Source organism: Poseidonocella sp. HB161398 (assembly GCF_005870025.1).
Lineage (GTDB): Bacteria > Pseudomonadota > Alphaproteobacteria > Rhodobacterales > Rhodobacteraceae > Mangrovicoccus.
The window spans coordinates 76,346-91,650 of the sequence record NZ_VATA01000017.1 but is presented as its reverse complement, the minus strand read 5'-3'; the positions used below and the strand labels follow the sequence as shown (position 1 = coordinate 91,650).

Annotated in this window: 13 protein-coding genes and 1 pseudogene; 11 read left to right on the top strand and 3 right to left on the bottom strand. The window is 69.3% G+C overall.

The window, feature by feature from the left end; translation table 11 throughout:
- Window positions 1-9 precede the first annotated feature (9 nt).
- A pseudogene (locus FGX59_RS39680) lies at window positions 10-412 on the top strand (hypothetical protein); the annotation flags it as partial.
- On the opposite strand, the gene tnpB reads toward FGX59_RS39680, so the two are convergent.
- The 3 genes from tnpB to FGX59_RS15155 all read right to left on the bottom strand — a co-directional run bounded on the left by tnpB (window position 396) and on the right by FGX59_RS15155 (window position 3,939).
- The gene (gene tnpB, locus FGX59_RS39675; RefSeq protein ID WP_370296038.1) at window positions 396-605 is read right to left on the bottom strand and encodes an IS66 family insertion sequence element accessory protein TnpB; all 210 of its coding nucleotides are present in this window, start codon (window positions 603-605) and stop codon (window positions 396-398) included. The pseudogene FGX59_RS39680 and the gene tnpB sit on opposite strands and share 17 nt — an antisense overlap.
- 769 nt (window positions 606-1,374) lie before the next feature.
- Complete coding sequence (locus tag FGX59_RS15160) at window positions 1,375-2,529, bottom strand: hypothetical protein (RefSeq protein WP_171060658.1); 1,155 nt, start codon at window positions 2,527-2,529, stop codon at window positions 1,375-1,377.
- Between the two features lie 9 nt (window positions 2,530-2,538).
- Window positions 2,539-3,939, bottom strand: a complete 1,401-nt coding sequence (locus FGX59_RS15155) for an MBOAT family protein (RefSeq protein WP_138467732.1) — start codon at window positions 3,937-3,939, stop codon at window positions 2,539-2,541.
- 588 nt (window positions 3,940-4,527) lie between these two features.
- Between FGX59_RS15155 and FGX59_RS15150 the strand changes: the two genes are divergently transcribed.
- From FGX59_RS15150 to FGX59_RS15105, 10 genes are all read left to right on the top strand, one after another.
- Entirely contained in the window at window positions 4,528-5,361 is an 834-nt protein-coding gene (locus FGX59_RS15150) for a transporter substrate-binding domain-containing protein (RefSeq protein WP_138467730.1), read from the top strand.
- Window positions 5,362-5,443: 82 nt separating this feature from the next.
- Complete coding sequence (locus FGX59_RS15145; RefSeq protein WP_138467798.1) at window positions 5,444-6,181, top strand: amino acid ABC transporter ATP-binding protein; 738 nt, start codon at window positions 5,444-5,446, stop codon at window positions 6,179-6,181.
- Entirely contained in the window at window positions 6,178-6,846 is a 669-nt protein-coding gene (locus FGX59_RS15140; RefSeq protein ID WP_138467728.1) for an ABC transporter permease subunit, read from the top strand. The genes FGX59_RS15145 and FGX59_RS15140 overlap by 4 nt, the downstream gene beginning before the upstream one ends.
- 1 nt (window position 6,847) lies before the next feature.
- Window positions 6,848-7,516 (top strand): amino acid ABC transporter permease, encoded by a 669-nt coding sequence (locus FGX59_RS15135; protein ID WP_138467726.1) that lies wholly within the window; start codon window positions 6,848-6,850, stop codon window positions 7,514-7,516.
- Window positions 7,517-7,535: 19 nt separating this feature from the next.
- Window positions 7,536-8,462, top strand: coding sequence for an N-carbamoyl-D-amino-acid hydrolase (locus FGX59_RS15130; RefSeq protein WP_138467724.1), 927 nt, complete (start codon window positions 7,536-7,538; stop codon window positions 8,460-8,462).
- A gap of 17 nt (window positions 8,463-8,479) precedes the next feature.
- Window positions 8,480-9,934, top strand: coding sequence for a dihydropyrimidinase (hydA, locus tag FGX59_RS15125; protein ID WP_138467722.1), 1,455 nt, complete (start codon window positions 8,480-8,482; stop codon window positions 9,932-9,934).
- Window positions 9,934-10,590, top strand: coding sequence for an aspartate/glutamate racemase family protein (locus tag FGX59_RS15120; protein WP_138467720.1), 657 nt, complete (start codon window positions 9,934-9,936; stop codon window positions 10,588-10,590). Before hydA ends, FGX59_RS15120 begins: the two co-directional genes overlap by 1 nt.
- Complete coding sequence (locus FGX59_RS15115) at window positions 10,587-11,531, top strand: LysR family transcriptional regulator (protein WP_138467718.1); 945 nt, start codon at window positions 10,587-10,589, stop codon at window positions 11,529-11,531. The genes FGX59_RS15120 and FGX59_RS15115 overlap by 4 nt, the downstream gene beginning before the upstream one ends.
- Window positions 11,532-11,939: 408 nt before the next feature.
- Complete coding sequence (locus FGX59_RS15110; RefSeq protein WP_171060657.1) at window positions 11,940-13,646, top strand: calcium-binding protein; 1,707 nt, start codon at window positions 11,940-11,942, stop codon at window positions 13,644-13,646.
- A 185-nt stretch (window positions 13,647-13,831) separates the two neighbouring features.
- On the top strand, window positions 13,832-15,298 hold the full coding sequence (locus FGX59_RS15105) for a pyridoxal-dependent decarboxylase (RefSeq protein WP_138467714.1): 1,467 nt from the start codon (window positions 13,832-13,834) through the stop codon (window positions 15,296-15,298).
- Window positions 15,299-15,305 lie beyond the last annotated feature (7 nt).

Below are 15,305 nucleotides of genomic sequence, written 5' to 3'. Positions count from 1 at the left end.
TCCTCCTCGCTTCCGCCTCACCGCAACGCCGGGCGATGGAAGCCGGACAGCGCCGGAGCCCGGGCGCGCAGCGGGACCCTGCGGGCCTCGAAGCACCTCGGCCGGGCACTCTGGCGGAACCGGAGCGGGCAGCGCCGGCGCAGCGGGGTGGAGATATGAGCCGGATCAGGAAAAGGTCCGGGGGACCTTTTCCCCCGCGATTGGATGACCTGCATGACGCTTCTCGGCCAGCGGCGGATCTCCGTTCGGCATCGGCCTCGGACCGATGGCGGCGCGGTGCCTCACCTTCGACCGGCAGGTTGCCGAGGTCCGGATCCGGGTCATTCGCGGCTGCTCTCGGACCAGTGGCGCTTGCCGCTCATTCCTGAACCGCTTCACCGACCTTGGCATCCCGGTCACCAGGGCCCTGGGAGAAATGCGTCCGGGGCAAGGGGACCTGCGGTCGTCCGCCGATTTGCGCGACAGCGCCGCCTGGACCGGAAGACGAACAAGGCGCCGGAGAAGGGATCAAGCTCCAGCTCCGACATGACGCGGCCCGCCAGGCCGTCGAGGTCTTTGCGGAAGTCGACAGGCTCGGCCGGGATGCAGATTTTCGGGTTCTCCATCGGCAACATCGGGCAATCCTCAGCGCGCGCAGGAACCTCTCGAACTCGCCTTCGCGGAGCCTCGGGGGAAATTCGAGGACCAGATCGCCTTTGGAGCTCCGGATCACCTGGCTTCGGGGGGCGCTGCGCCCTCCGCCCCGGGAAACGGCGGCGAGATTGCAGGCTCGTCTTCGATGCGGCGTTCGACGAACCCCGGCACGGAAGGCGCCAATTGCAACCGGCGCGCCCGATCGGATTCCGCCCATTCCCGCACCAGGCAGTCCTTCGCACCGATTTCGCGCGCCGGATCTGCGGGAGGCTCTGCCGGGGGCGTTGGTCCTTCGCGCGGCCTCCCGCTTGAGCTGCATCCGACTGGAAAGCCACGATTGTTCCCGTTCATGGCCATTTCCTGCGCTTGCATGCCTTTCCGGAGATCCGGGGCTGCACAGCGCTCCGATCTGTCCGCAAGGCAGCGATCATGGCCGGGTCGGGACGCTGGCCAATGCGCGCCCGGACCGGCCGGATGCACCGCTTGCCGCCTTCTGAATTGGAGTCACCCGGTGACTCTCATCCCCGTTTGTGCAGCAAGGGCGGGCGATGTCATCTCCTCCTCCGGCGAGGGCGGCGACTGCCGACTGGCGCTGGGGCGGCGCACCATCGCGACCGGGTGCTTTCGGGGGGGGGGGGGGCGCAGCGCGACGGCTTCATCTGCTGCGTCTCGCGCGGGACCGGGCGGATGCAGCCGGAGCCTGCCGCGCGCGCGAAACTCCCGCGCCAGGCGGCGGCGCGCTCACGGTGCCGCGAACATCCCGGCGGGCGATGCCGACTGCAGCTTGCGCCCGACCATGATCCGCAGTGCGATATCGGGCCGGAGGCGGTCCACCGCCGCCATGTCGACCTCGTCCTGCCAGAGGAAATCGACCCGCCGGAAGATCTGCGCCAGCCGCGGGGCGGCGGCCATGCCGAAACTGTCCATGAAGACCAGGGCATGCCCCTGCGGCGCGTCCGGATTGCGGCAGGTGAATTCCGGCAGGCTGAGCGGGTCGATCGTCTGCAGGTGCAGATCTGCCACGCCGGGGGCGCTGCAGGAACCGGGCCCCGGGCGCAGGACCTGCGGGGCCCGGGCGCGGATCGCGGCCTGCCGGCCCACCATCCGCGCGAGGTCCCCGCCCTGCGCGGGCACGGCGCGGACCTTCAAGGGCGGCAGCGCCCGGGCGCCGAGCACCGGGGCGAGCGCCGCGTCGATCCCCCGGGCCGCGCCGTATTCGGTCCAGTGGGTATCGGTGGCATGGTAGAGCGGGAAAGCCAGCGGGTCGCGGCGCAGCCTGCGGAAGACACGCGCCAGATCGACCGGCTGCGGCGCCGTGCTGTCCCGCATCTTCGCGGCAAGCTGCGAGGACCGCGGAACCGGCACCGGGGCGACCCAGCGGGGCAGCGCCTCGGGCAGGACGGCGGCCTTGTCGGGGGCGATGACCTGCACCAGCGGGATGCCGCGGCTGCGGAAGGCGGCATCCATCCGCTCGAACATCGCGATCCAGGCCTCGTCGCGCGCCGCGGGCGGGCGGCCCTGCGCCGCCTCGAGCGTGCCTTCGTGATTGAGGAAGAGGATCCCGCTCTCGCCCACCAGCACCTTCGGATAGGGCGAGCGGCCGAAGACCCCCAGCATGACCGAGCCGTTGAGCGAGACGAACGGGTCCTTGAGCGCGTAGCGCTCGGTCACGTAGTGCCTGGCGCGGCGCGGGAAGGACCGCAGCGCCCGCGGGTCGGCGGACAGCTCCGGGGTCTGCGCCACCAGTTCCTGCCGGACCGTGCCCGGCCCGTCGAGCATGTCGGCCAGCGAGGCCAGGCCCACCAGCGAGAGCAGGCAGAGCATCGCGATGGCGGAGGCCGTGGCCGCCCGGACCCCGGGAAAGGCCGCCTCTCCGGCCGTCTGGATATCGCTCATGGCCATCTGTCAGAACCGGAAATAGATGAAGGGACTGTAGGAGGCGGCGCCGAGCGAGACGATCGAGGCCGAGAAGAGCCCCCAGGCCATGACCGTGCGCCCCGCGACCCAGCCCGCGCCCGGCAGGCGCGGACGCAGCCAGGCCTCCAGCCGCGGGACGACGGGGACGCACAGGCAGGCGCCTGCCGCCATCACCGTCAGGATGTAGGCGTCGAAGAAGGACGCGGCCGGATAGAAGCCCGCCTCGGGTCCCGTCCGCCCTAGCATGGCCGACCAGAAGGCCGCCGCCTGCCCGGTCCCGTCCGCCCGGAAGAGCACCCATCCGAAAAGCACCGCCAGGAGCGTGCCGAGCCGCGCCAGCGGCCCGGGCACCGCCCGGCGCCAGCGCGCGGGCGCCATCCGCTCCGCCACCAGGAAGGCGCCATGCCAGAGCCCCCAGAGCACGAAGGTCCAGGCCGCGCCATGCCAGATCCCGGTGGCGAGGAAGACGATGCCGAGATTGGCATAGGTGCGCAGCGGGCCGCGCCGGTTGCCGCCGAGCGGGATGTAGAGATAGTCGCGGAACCAGCCCGACAGGGTCATGTGCCAGCGCCGCCAGAACCCGGTGACCGAGCGCGCGGCATAGGGGTGGTCGAAATTCTCCGGAAAGCGGAAGCCGAGGATCCGGCCGAGGCCGATGGCCATGTCCGAATAGGCCGAGAAATCGAAATAGATCTGCAGCATATAGGCCAGTGCCCCGATCCAGGCCGTCCCGGGGGCCAGCCCCGCATCCGGGATGGCGAAGATCCGGTCCGCGGTCAGCCCCATCGGATCGGCGATCAGCGCCTTCTTCGCCAGGCCGGTGACGAAGCGCTGCATGCCGATGGCGATGTCCTCGGCGCGGATCCGGCGCTCTGCCAGGGCGGTCTCGACCTCGGCGTAGCGGACGATCGGACCGGCGATCAGCTGCGGGAACATCGAGATGTAGAGCGCGAGCCGCTGCGGGCTGCGCTGCACGCCGATCCGGCCCGCGCGCAGGTCGATCAGGTAGGACAGCGCCTGGAAGGTGAAGAACGAGATGCCGACCGGCAGCTCCGGCGCGATCTGCGCCGCATTCGCGACCCCGGCGGTCTCGAGGAAGAAGCCGAGATACTTGTACCATCCCAGCAGGCAGAGATTGGCCGTCACGCCCAGGGCCAGCATGGCCCGGCCGGATCCACCCCGCCGGAGGGCGGCGTCGATGCCCAGGCCGATGCCGTAGTTCATCGCGATCGACGCGGACAGCACCGGCAGATGCGCGGGCTCGCCCCAGGCGTAGAAGAGCAGGCTCGCCGCCAGCAGGAGCGGGTTGCGCCAGCGCGCGAAAAGCAGGTAGGCCGCAGTGAAGAACGGCAGGAAGAAGAAAATGAATGTCGGCTCTGAAAATACCAAGGCGCATGCTCCCCTCGCCCATGGCGGAAATAGATCGCCGGGGATTTTCAAATTCAATATCCGGAATTCCTGAGGGCGGCCGATCAGAAAGCGCCCGCCTATTCCGGAAGAAACAGCCTAAAATTTAGTCCGCCCCGGACGGGCAGGAACAGCGCCTGGCGCAGTCCGTGCCGCATCCCGGCCAGACGGCCGGGGCGCCGGGCGCCGGACCGGATCGACTCGGCCCCGCGCGCTGGCAGCGGCGGCGCCCGGTCCGGGATTTGCGTCCTGCCTATTTCGCAGACATCCGCGCCGGGCCGCTGCTTGCGGAAAATCTTTGCCCCGGAAGCACGGAGGCGCCCGCCCCCCATGCCGCACGCCCGGCGATGCCGGAAGAAACCATTTTACCACAGCATCTTGCACCGTATCCGGCCCGCCCGGGCCGGGCTGCGGACACCCGCCACCTGGCGCTTGATCTATAATCGAAGATTATAATTCTAGATCGATTATAAGCCAAAATTCTATTGCTCCGGCCGCGGCGGCTCGGGCTTCTGGAGCCTGCCAGCATCCGGTGATGCCAAGAAGCACATGACCAACAAGGAGCCCCTCATGACGCCGATCCGCCTCCTCCCCCTGGCGCTTGCCGCCGCCCTCCCCCTTGCCGCCCAGGCCGATGGCTACAAGGTGGCGCTTGACGGGACCTTCGCCCCGCATGCGATGCCCAGCCTCTCCGGCGGGGTCGAAGGCTTCAATGTCGACCTGGCCGCCGCCATCGGCGAGGCGCTCGGCGTCGAGATGGAGGTGGTCGCGGCGCAGTTCTCGGGGCTGATCCCGGCGCTGCAGGCCGGCACTTACGACTTCCTCGTCGCGCCCACCACGGTGACGGAGGAGCGCGCGGCGAACCTGCTTTTCTCCGAAGGCTTCATGGACACCAACTTCGCCTTCACCGTGCCCGCGGGCAGCCCCGCCATGGACGGGCTAGACGCCTTCAAGGACAAGACCATCGCCGTCAACAAGGGCTCGGTCTACGAGAGCTTCCTGAACGACCGCGCGGATGAATACGGCTGGACGGTGGTCTCCTACGGCACCAATACCGATGCGGTCGAGGCCGTCGCGACGGGCCGCGCCGACGCCAACCTGGCAGGCGCCACCGCCTCGGCCTGGGCCGCCAAGCAGAACCCGCGGATCGATCTCAGCTACGAATACCCGACCGGGCTGGTCTGGGCCTTCCCCTTCCGCAAGGACGACATCGCCACCCGGGACAAGATCGACGCGGTGCTGGAATGCCTGAAGACCGACGGCACCATGGCGGCGCTGTCCGAGAAATGGTTCGGCGTCACCCCGGCCGAGGGCGCGACCATCGTCACCCCCACCCCGGGCTACGGCACGCCGGGCTTCGACGGCTACGAGGACACCGCCCACGAGGTCACCTGCGACTTCTGATGCGCCATTGCGGGCGGGATCCGTCCCGCCCGGCCACAAAGGACCCGAGATGACTGCTCCCGCCCCCGTCCACCAGCGCCCGATGCTGGAGATCAACCGCCTGGAAAAGCGCTTCGGCGAGACCGAGGTGCTGAAATCCATCGACCTGCGCGTCGCCCCGGGCGAGCTGGTCTTCGTGATCGGGCCGTCGGGCTCGGGCAAGTCGACCATGTTGCGCTGCTGCAACCGGCTGGAGGAGCCGAGCTCGGGCACGATCCTCCTGGATGGCGAGCATGTCACCGACTGCCGCGGCGCCGCGCTCGACCGGATGCGGCTGAAGATCGGCATGGTGTTCCAGGGCTTCCATCTCTACCCGCACAAATCCGTGCTGGGCAACGTGATGCTCGCCCAGATCCGCGCGCTGAAGCGGCCGAAGGCGGAGGCGAAGGCCCGCGCCATGGAGATGCTGGAGCATGTCGGCCTGGCCCACAAGGCCGATGCGATGCCCGCCGAGCTGTCGGGCGGACAGCAGCAGCGGGTCGCCATTGCCCGCGCGCTGGCGCTCGATCCCAAGGTGATGCTCTTCGACGAGCCGACCTCGGCGCTCGATCCCGAGCTTGTGGGCTCCGTGCTGAAGGTGATGCGGCAGCTGCGCGACGAGGGGATGACCATGCTGGTCGTCAGCCACGAGATGGGCTTTGCCCGCGAGGCCGCCGACCGCGTCGTCTTCATGGATGGCGGCGTGGTGGTCGAGGCCGGCCCGCCCGGGGCGATCTTCGGCAACCCGCAATCCGACCGGCTGAAAAGCTTCCTCGCCCGCGTTTCTAAGGCCGCAGAATGAGGTTCCTCGAGACCTTCTTCAACGGCGCGGTGATGGCGAAGTACCTGCCGGATCTGCTCTCGGCCATCGTCACGACGCTGTGGCTGAGCGCGGTGATCCTGGTCCTCGGCCTGTCCCTGGGGCTGGCGCTGGCCTGCCTGCGCAGCCTCGGTCGCTGGTACCTGACGCTGCCGATCGTCGCCTTCGCCGATATCGGCCGGGCGCTGCCGCCGCTGGTCGTCATCCTGATCTGCTATTTCGGCCTGCCGGGCCTCGGCATCAGCCTCTCGGGGCCGATGGTGCTGATCCTGGTGCTGGCCGCCGTGCTCGCCGCCTTCGCCGAGGAGATCTTCTGGGCGGGCCTGACCGCCGTGCCGAAGGGCCAGTGGGAGGCCGGGCGCGCCACCGGCCTCGGGTTTGCCCGCACGCTCTTCGAGATCGCGCTGCCGCAGGCGATCCGCATGGGCATTCCGCCGCTCGTGAACCGCGCGCTCGCCATCACCAAGATGACCGCGCTGGGGTCCGTGATCGGGGTGAAGGAAATCCTCTCGGTCTCTTCCTCGGCGCAGAGCTTTTCGGGCTCGGCGACGCCGCTGACCATGGCGGCGCTCGCGTATCTGGCGATCTTCCTGCCCGCCGTGCTGCTTTCGCGGCTGCTCGAGCGGCGCTATTCCTGGGCAGTGTGACATGGGCGACTTCATCGACCTCTTCCTGAATTTCGAGATCATGGCGAAGTCCTGGCCGCTCCTGCTGAAGGGCCTGGGCATCACGGCCAAGCTCTGCGCCGCGGTGATCGGTCTGGGGCTTGCGGGCGGGCTGATGCTGTCGCTCGGCGCGCTCTCGCCAAGGCGCTGGCTGAAATGGCCGGCCCTCGCCTTCATCGACTTCTTCCGCGCGATCCCGCCGCTGGTGCTGCTGGTCTTCGTCTTCTCCGGCCTGCCCTTCGCCGGGCTCGACCTGACGCCCTTCCTGGCGGTGATGATCGCCTTCTTCCTCAACAACTCCGCCTATTACGCCGAGGTCTTCCGCGCGGGCATCCAGTCATTGCCGAAGGGCCAGGCCGAGGCCGCGCGCGCCACCGGGCTGTCGCAGACGCAGGCGATGATCCACGTGATCCTGCCGCAGGCGGTGCGCAACGTCCTGCCGGATCTGCTGTCGAACACCGTCGAGGTGGTCAAGCTCACCTCCCTGGCCTCCGTCGTCTCGCTGGCCGAGCTTCTCTATTCGGCCAACATGGCCCGCTCCGTCACCTACAATTCCTCGCCGCTCGTGCTTGCCGCGCTGATCTATCTCGCGATCCTCTGGCCTCTGGTCCGGCTGATCTCGCGCTACCAGCGCGGCCTCGCGGCGCACTGATCCCCGAAAGGAAACACCCATGTCCAAGATGATCATCGGCGGCGCCCAGATCGGCGGCATCCAGAAGGACGAGACCCGCGAAGAGGTCGTCGCCCGGATGATTGCCCTGATGGACCAGGCGCATGAGAAGGGCGTGACATACCTCGCCTATCCCGAGATGACGCTGACCACCTTCTTCCCGCGCTTCTATGCCGAGGACCGCGCCGAGTTCGACCACTGGTTCGAGACCGAGATGCCGAACGCCGCGACGCAGCCGCTCTTCGACCGCGCGAAGGAATACGGCATGGGCTTCACCTTCGGCTATTGCGAGCTGACGCCCGAGGGGCAGCATTTCAACACCTCGGTCATCGTCTCGCCCGAGGGCGAGATCATCCTGAAATACCGCAAGACCCACCTGCCCGGCCATTCAGAGTACGAGCCCGAGCGCACCCACCAGCACCTGGAAAAGCGCTACTTCCTGCCCGGCGATACCGGCTTCAACGTGGTGCGGAACCAGGGCGCGATCATGGGCATGTCGATCTGCAACGACCGCCGCTGGCCGGAAAGCTGGCGGGTGATGGGGCTGCAGGGCGTGGAGCTGGTCACGGTCGGCTACAACACCCCGTCGCAGAACAACCTCTCGGCCGAGGAAGGCATCGAGCGGCGGATCTACCATCACGAGCTGTCGGTCTGCGCCGGGGCCTACCAGAACTCCACCTATGCCGTGGCGGTCGCCAAATGCGGCATGGAGGACGGCAACCACATGTTCGCGGGCTCGATCATCGTCGATCCGGACGGCTTCGTCGTTGCCCGCGCGACGGGCGAAGGCGACGAGCTGATCACCCATGAGGCCGATTTCGCCAAATGCGCCTTCGGCAAGTCGACGATCTTCAATTTCGCCGCGCATCGCCGGACGGAGCATTACGGCTTGATCTGCGCGCGCACTGGCGTCCAGATCGACGTCTGAGACAGGGGAACGGACAGATGGACTTCGACACCGTCATCCATGGCGGCACGATCGCGACCGCCGCGGAGATCTACCAGGGCGATATCGGCATCAGGGACGGACGCATCGCGGCCGTGGCCGAGCGGCTGCCGGGCGGCACCCGCCGCATCGATGCCGGCGGGCGGATCGTCATGCCCGGCGGGATCGAGGCGCATGCCCATATCGCGCAGGAAAGCTCCTCGGGGGTGATGACCGCCGACGACTACCTCTCGGGGTCGGTCTCGGCGGCGTTCGGCGGCAATTCGTCCTTCATCCCCTTCGCCGCCCAGCATCGCGGCCAGTCGGTCGACGAGGTGATCGCCACCTATGGCGAACGGGCGAAACGCTCGGTCATCGACTATTCCTGGCACCTCATCATCTCGGACCCGCAGCCGGAGGTGCTGGAGGACCAGCTGCCGCGCGCCTTCGCCTCGGGGATCACCTCCTTCAAGGTCTTCATGACCTATGACCTGATGAACCTGGGCGATGGCGGCATGCTCGACATCCTGACCGTCGCGCGCGAGCACGGCGCGGTCACCATGGTCCATGCCGAGAATAACGACATGGTCAAATGGATGAACCGCCAGCTCGCTTCCAAGGGGCTGACCGCGCCGAAATACCATGCGATCTCGCGGCCCGAACTGGCCGAGGAAGAGGCGATCAACCGCGCGATCCAGCTGGCGAAGCTGGTCGATGCGCCCTTGTTCATCGTCCATGTCTCGACCGCAGGCGGTGCGGCCATCGTCCAGCGCGAGAAGCTCGCGGGCGCCAAGCTTTTCGCCGAGACCTGCCCGCAATACCTGGCGCTGACCCGCGACGATCTCGACCGTCCGGGGATGGAGGGCGCGAAGTACATCTGCTCGCCGCCCCTCAGGGACCACGCCACGCAGGACGCGCTCTGGCGCCATATCGCGTCGGGCACCTTCGAAAGCGTCAGCTCGGACCACGCGCCCTACCGCGCCGACCAGTCGGGCAAGTTCCTCAACGGGATCGACGTGCCCTATCCCAAGATCGCCAACGGCATGCCGGGCATCGCCGCGCGTCTGCCCTGGCTGTTCTCGGAAGGCGTCGCCAAGGGGCGGATCACGCTGGAGCAGTTCGTGGCGCTGAGTTCCACCAACGCGGCGAAGACCTTCGGCTGCAGCGCCAAGGGCCGGATCGCGCCCGGCATGGACGCCGATATCGCCATCTGGAACCCCGAGACCCGCCGCAAGGTGACGCTGGCCGACCAGCACGACAACATGGACTATACCCCCTTCGAGGGGTTGGAGCTCATGGGCGTGCCCGAGATCGTCATGACCCGCGGCGAGACGGTGGTCGAGCACGGCACGCTGAAAGCCGCCGAGGGACAGGGCCGCTTCGTGGCGCGGAAACCGGCCGATCTGCGCGGCCGCTCCGGCTGGCAGGCCAAGGAGTTCGATCCTGCGCAGAATTTCGGCGCGGTGCTGCGCTGATGCGGGGGCCGGTCCTGGTCGTGAACCCGAATTCCTCCGCCGCGGTGACGGAGGGCATCCGCGAGGCCATCGCGCATCTGGCCCCGGCCGCGGGCGCGGGCTTCGAGGTGACGGACCTGCCCGGCAGCCCGGCGACGATCCTGACGAACGAGGACGTGGCGCGCGCGGGGCTCGGCGTCGCGGCCCTGGCCCGGTCGCGGCCGGACGCCTCGGCCTTCGTCATCGGCTGCTTCTCCGATCCCGGGATCGACCTTGCCCGCTCGCAGGTCCCGCAGCCGGTGATCGGCTGCCAGGAGGCCGGGATCCTCACGGCCATGGCGCGGGCCGATCTTTTCGGCATCATCGCGCTCTCGCCCGTCTCCGTGGCGCGCCACCGCATCCGCATCCGCGCCATGGGGGTCGAGGGCCGCATGGCGGGCGAGCTGCCCCTGCCCGGCGTCTCCGCCGAGGCCTCGGGGCGCGATCCGGCGGTCTATGCCCGCTGCGTGGCGCTGGCCCGGGAACTCGGCGAAGCGGGGGCAGGCGCCGTGGTGCTGGGCTGTGCGGGCATGGCGCCGGTGCGGGCACGGCTGGAACAGGATGCCGGGCTTGCCGTGATCGACCCGGTGCAGGCGGCCGCGGCCATGGCGCTCGGCCTCGCCGGGGGGCCGGGATGAGCGGCGGCGACGCCCTGCCCGAGGTGTCGCTGAGGCTCCTCGAGATCTTCGCGGCAATGATGCGCTGCGCCACCACGGTCGAGGCGGCCGAGCAGCTGCGCATCTCGCAGCCCGCGGTCTCCGCCGGGATCCGCCAGCTCGAGACCCAGCTGGGCCTCGCGCTCTTCGAGCGCACGGGCCGGCGGCTGGTCCCCACGGCCGAGGCCAAGGCGCTCCATGCCGAGATCCGCCCCGTCTTCGGCATCATGCGCGGCTTCGCCCAGCGGGCGCGCGACATGAAGCTCGGCATGGCCGGCCGGCTGAAGATCATCGCCACCCCGCCGCTCGGCTATTCGGTGGCGCCGGTCGCGCTGAGGAACTTCCTCGACGCGCGGCCCGATGTCTCCGTCGCCTTCGACGTGCGGCGGCTGGAGCAGGTGCGCGACGCGGTGCAGAGCGGCCAGGCCGATATCGGGCTGGCGATCGACCGCGGCCGCCATGCGGCGCTCAACAGCGACATCCTGCAGCGCAGCCACATGGTCGCGCTGATGCCGAAGGACAGCCCGCTGGCGGCGCGGCCGCATGTCAGCGCGCTCGATCTGGCGCCCTTCCCGATGATCGGGCTCGAGGCGGCCTCCAATCTCGGCCAGCTGGTGCGGTCCGCCTACGAGTCCGTGGGCGCGGTCTATGCCCCGCGGATCGAGGTCCGCTACTGCGCCACGGCCACGGCGCTGGCGGCGCGCAACCTGGGCGTGACGGTGGTCGATCCCTATTCCGCCTCGATCCATCGCGGCGAGGATCTGGCCTGCCGCCCCTTCCTGCCGGCCTGCGACATCAACGCGGTGATGTACACCCGCCGCGGCGTGCCGCATTCGGGGCTGCTCCTGAGCTTCATGGCCGAGCTGCGCGCCGCCGTGGCCGACGCGGATCTTCTGGCCCCGCTTCCCGCCCCGCCGGCCTGACCCGCGGGGCCGGCACGCGCCTGCCTGTCCGCGCGGATGCCTTCGCCACTTGCCCGCCGCCGCGCCGTCATCCGCGACGCCGCCGTCGCCCTGCCGCAGCGACGCGCGCATCCCGGCGGCCAAGCCGCGCTCCGCCGGCGCCATGCAGAGGCGCGCGGCGCCTCTGGCGTGATCGCGGCCCGCATCGGGCGCCCGCCGGTGCCGTGACGGCTGCGGCCGCGTGTTTCAGGCCGTTACCTTAGTGAAACAAGTCCGCGCAGGGCGGACATGCCGGCGCGTCCCGCGCAGCGCGGCTGCAACAATCGAAGCCCGCGCGTTTCCGGCCTGAAAATCCCCCGCAACGTGAATCGCGCATCCAGTCGCTGTCGCCTCGCGACGATCAACCCACCGCCCGACGCGGCAACACGAATGGACAAGACAATGGCGAACCCGATCTATCTGGACGACTTCAGCAACGACTTCTTCGGCACCGATTTCGGCGAGGAGGTCCACGGCCTCGGCGGCAACGACTTCATCAGCACCTATGGCGGCCAGGACATCATCTACGGCGGCTACGGCAATGACTGGATCTTCGGCGGAGACGGCGACGACCGCATCTATGCCGGCGCGGACAATGACTGGGTCGAGGGCGGCGCAGGGGCCGACTACATGTATGGCGGCAGCGGCTCGGACCGGCTGCTCTATTCCAGCTCGGACGCGGCCGTGACGGTCGATCTCTACTACCGCACGGCCTCCGGCGGCCATGCCGAGGGCGACAGCTTCAGCGGCTTCGAGCATGTCTACGGCTCGGCCCATAACGACTGGCTCTACGGCGACAATGGCGGCAACGTGCTGAGCGGGCAGGACGGCGACGACCATCTCTACGGCCGGGGCGGCAATGACACGCTCTATGGCGGCAACGGGGTCGACATCATCGACGGCGGCTCGGGCAACGACTATGTCCGCGGCGGCAACGACACCGACTCGATCAGCGGCGGCAGCGGCAATGACCGGCTCTACGGCGATGCCGGCAACGACCTGATCGCGGGCGGCAGCGGCGCGGACACGATCGACGGCGGCGCGGGCTGGGACATGGCGGCCTATGGCAGCTCCTGGGCCGGGGTGGCAATCGACCTGCAGTCGGGCTCCGCCTCGGGCGGCGAGGCGACGGGCGACACTTTCGTCAGCATCGAGAGCATCTACGGCTCGGACCATGACGACGACCTCTACGGCAATGCCGGGCGCAACACGCTGTCGGGCAATGGCGGCGAGGACTACATCGACGGCCGCGGCGGCAATGACAGCATCTACGGCGGCGCCGAGCGCGACATCCTGATCGGCGGCGCGGGCAATGACGACCTGCATGGCGGCACCGGCGACGACATCATGATGGGCGGCGACCATGACGACCTGATGGAGGGCAATTCCGGCAACGACAATCTCAACGGCGACGGCGGCAATGACGACCTGCGCGGCCAGGAGGGCGACGACTTCATCTGGGGCGGCGCCGGAGCGGACAAGATCGACGGCGGCACCGGCTTCGACACGGTGTATTTCGGCGGCTCGACCGGCGTCTATGTCAGCCTGGCGGCCAAGAAGGGCTGGTGGGGCGAAGCCGAGGGCGACACCTACGACAATGTCGAGAAGGTCATCGGCAGCTACTACAACGACTACATCTACGGCGACAACGCGGCCAATGTGCTGGATGGCGGCGGCGGCAATGACGTGCTGGCCGGCTATGCGGGCGAGGACATCCTCAGCGGCGGCTCGGGCGACGACAAGCTGCGCGGCGGCGCCGGGGTGGACCAGCTGACCGGCAACTGGGGGGCGGACACCTTCCAGTTCTGGAGCACCGCGGACTCGAACGGCGCAGCGCGCGACACGATCACCGATTTCGGCTACGGCGGGGCCGACAGGATCGACCTGAGCGTGCTCGACGGCGACTACCGCGTGCCCGGCAACCAGGCGCTGGACTTCATCGGCGGCGACTCCTTCGACGATGTCGGCCAGGTGCGGACCTTCAGGAACGGCAGCAACACCTATGTCTGGGTCAATCTCGACACCGACGCCAATCCCGAGCTGGAGATCGAGCTGACCGGCTGGCACAGCCTGGATGCGTCGGACTTCATCCTCTGACGCCGCCGGACCCTGCCAAGGGCCGCTCCCCGCCTGCCGCGGGGGGCGGCCGCGTCGCGTGCGGACGTGCCCCGGCAGCCCCAGGCCAAGCGAAACGGCCCGGGATTGGCTGCGGGAGCTGTGCTATCCTGCGGGCCGGACCGGGCCGTCCGGTTCCGGCGGCCGGCCGGCAGGAGGAGGCGGGGATGGACACGAAGGCAGCGGAAGGGGCCGAGGAAACGCTCGACCCGGCGGACTGGGAGGCGATGCGGCACCTGGCGCATCTGGCGGTCGACGACGCCATCCGCCATGTGCGCGACGTGCGCGACCGGCCGGTCTGGCAGGAGATGCCCCCGGCCCAGCGGCAGGCCTTCTCGGCCCCCGCCCCCGAGGGCCCCCGCCCGCTCGGCGAGCTCTACCGCGATCTTCTCGACCTGCTGATGCCCTACCCGATGGGCAATATCCATCCGCGCTTCTGGATGTGGTACATGGGCGCGGGCAGCTTCACCGGCGCGCTGGCCGAATTCCTGGCCGCCATCGACGGCTCCAACCTGGGCGGGGGCAACAATGCCGCCGCCTTCATGGACCGGCAGGTGGTGGACTGGCTGAAGCAGATGACCGGCTTTCCGGCGTCCGCAAGCGGGACGCTGGTCAGCGGCGGCTCGATGGCCAATATCATCGGCCTGACCGCGGCGCGCAATGCCATGGCCGGGATCGACCTGCGCGAAGAGGGCGTGGCGGCGATGCCCGCGCCGCTGCGCTTCTACGGCTCCGACCAGATCCACAGCTGCCACCAGAAGGCGGTGGAGCTGCTCGGCCTCGGCAACCGGGCGCTGCGGCGGGTGCCCTCGGGGCCGGAGTTCCGCATGGACCTGGCCGCGCTTGCCGCGATGATCGCCGAGGACCGCGCCGCGGGCCGCCGCCCCGCCTGCGTCATCGCCACGGCTGGAACCGTCAATACCGGCGCGATCGACGACCTGCCCGCGATCGCCGCGCTCTGCCGCCGCGAGGGGATGTGGTTCCATGTCGACGGCTGCATCGGCGCGCTGGTCGCGATCGCGCCGGAGAACCGCCAGCTGGTCGCCGGGATCGAGGCGGCGGACTCGCTGGCGCTCGATCCGCATAAATGGCTGCACGTGCCCTTCGAAGCGGGCTGCGCGCTGGTCCGCGATGCCGCCGCGCACCGCGCGACCTTCGCCGTCCATCCCGAGTATCTCGAGGAGAAGCCGCGCGGCATCGCCGCGGGCGAGTACCTGCACGACTACAACCTGCAGACCTCCCGTGCCTTCCGCGCGCTGAAGATCTGGCTGATGCTCAGCGAGCACGGCACCGCCAAGTTCGGCCGGCTGATCGACCAGAACATCGCCCAGGCGCGCTATCTCGACCGGCTGGTCGCCGCGCGGCCGCCGCTGGCGCTGATGGCGCCGACGGTGATCGATATCGTCTGCTTCCGCTACGCGCCCGAGGGGATGGACGAGCCCGCCCTGCGCGCGCTGAACACCGAGATCATGCTGCAGCTGCAGGAAAGCGGCATTGCCGCGATTTCGGACACGACGGTGGCCGGGCGCCATGCGCTGCGCGTGGCGATCTGCAACCACCGTACCCGGCGCGCGGATCTGGAGCTGCTGGTCGACGAGGTCTGCCGCCGCGGCGCGGCCCTGGCGGCCGCCTGACAGAGGA

What these genes read in the sequence shown, in the direction of transcription:
- FGX59_RS15110 (WP_171060657.1), top strand. Translation starts at nt 11,940, where the DNA reads ATGGACAAGACAATGGCGAACCCGATCTATCTGGACGACTTCAGCAAC.
- FGX59_RS15115 (WP_138467718.1), top strand. Translation starts at nt 10,587, where the DNA reads ATGAGCGGCGGCGACGCCCTGCCCGAGGTGTCGCTGAGGCTCCTCGAG.
- FGX59_RS15130 (WP_138467724.1), top strand. Translation starts at nt 7,536, where the DNA reads ATGTCCAAGATGATCATCGGCGGCGCCCAGATCGGCGGCATCCAGAAG.
- FGX59_RS15140 (WP_138467728.1), top strand. Translation starts at nt 6,178, where the DNA reads ATGAGGTTCCTCGAGACCTTCTTCAACGGCGCGGTGATGGCGAAGTAC.
- FGX59_RS15150 (WP_138467730.1), top strand. Translation starts at nt 4,528, where the DNA reads ATGACGCCGATCCGCCTCCTCCCCCTGGCGCTTGCCGCCGCCCTCCCC.
- FGX59_RS15145 (WP_138467798.1), top strand. Translation starts at nt 5,444, where the DNA reads ATGCTGGAGATCAACCGCCTGGAAAAGCGCTTCGGCGAGACCGAGGTG.
- FGX59_RS15160 (WP_171060658.1), bottom strand. Translation starts at nt 2,529, where the DNA reads ATGAGCGATATCCAGACGGCCGGAGAGGCGGCCTTTCCCGGGGTCCGG.
- hydA (WP_138467722.1), top strand. Translation starts at nt 8,480, where the DNA reads ATGGACTTCGACACCGTCATCCATGGCGGCACGATCGCGACCGCCGCG.
- FGX59_RS15120 (WP_138467720.1), top strand. Translation starts at nt 9,934, where the DNA reads ATGCGGGGGCCGGTCCTGGTCGTGAACCCGAATTCCTCCGCCGCGGTG.
- tnpB (WP_370296038.1), bottom strand. Translation starts at nt 605, where the DNA reads ATGGAGAACCCGAAAATCTGCATCCCGGCCGAGCCTGTCGACTTCCGC.
- FGX59_RS15105 (WP_138467714.1), top strand. Translation starts at nt 13,832, where the DNA reads ATGGACACGAAGGCAGCGGAAGGGGCCGAGGAAACGCTCGACCCGGCG.
- FGX59_RS15135 (WP_138467726.1), top strand. Translation starts at nt 6,848, where the DNA reads ATGGGCGACTTCATCGACCTCTTCCTGAATTTCGAGATCATGGCGAAG.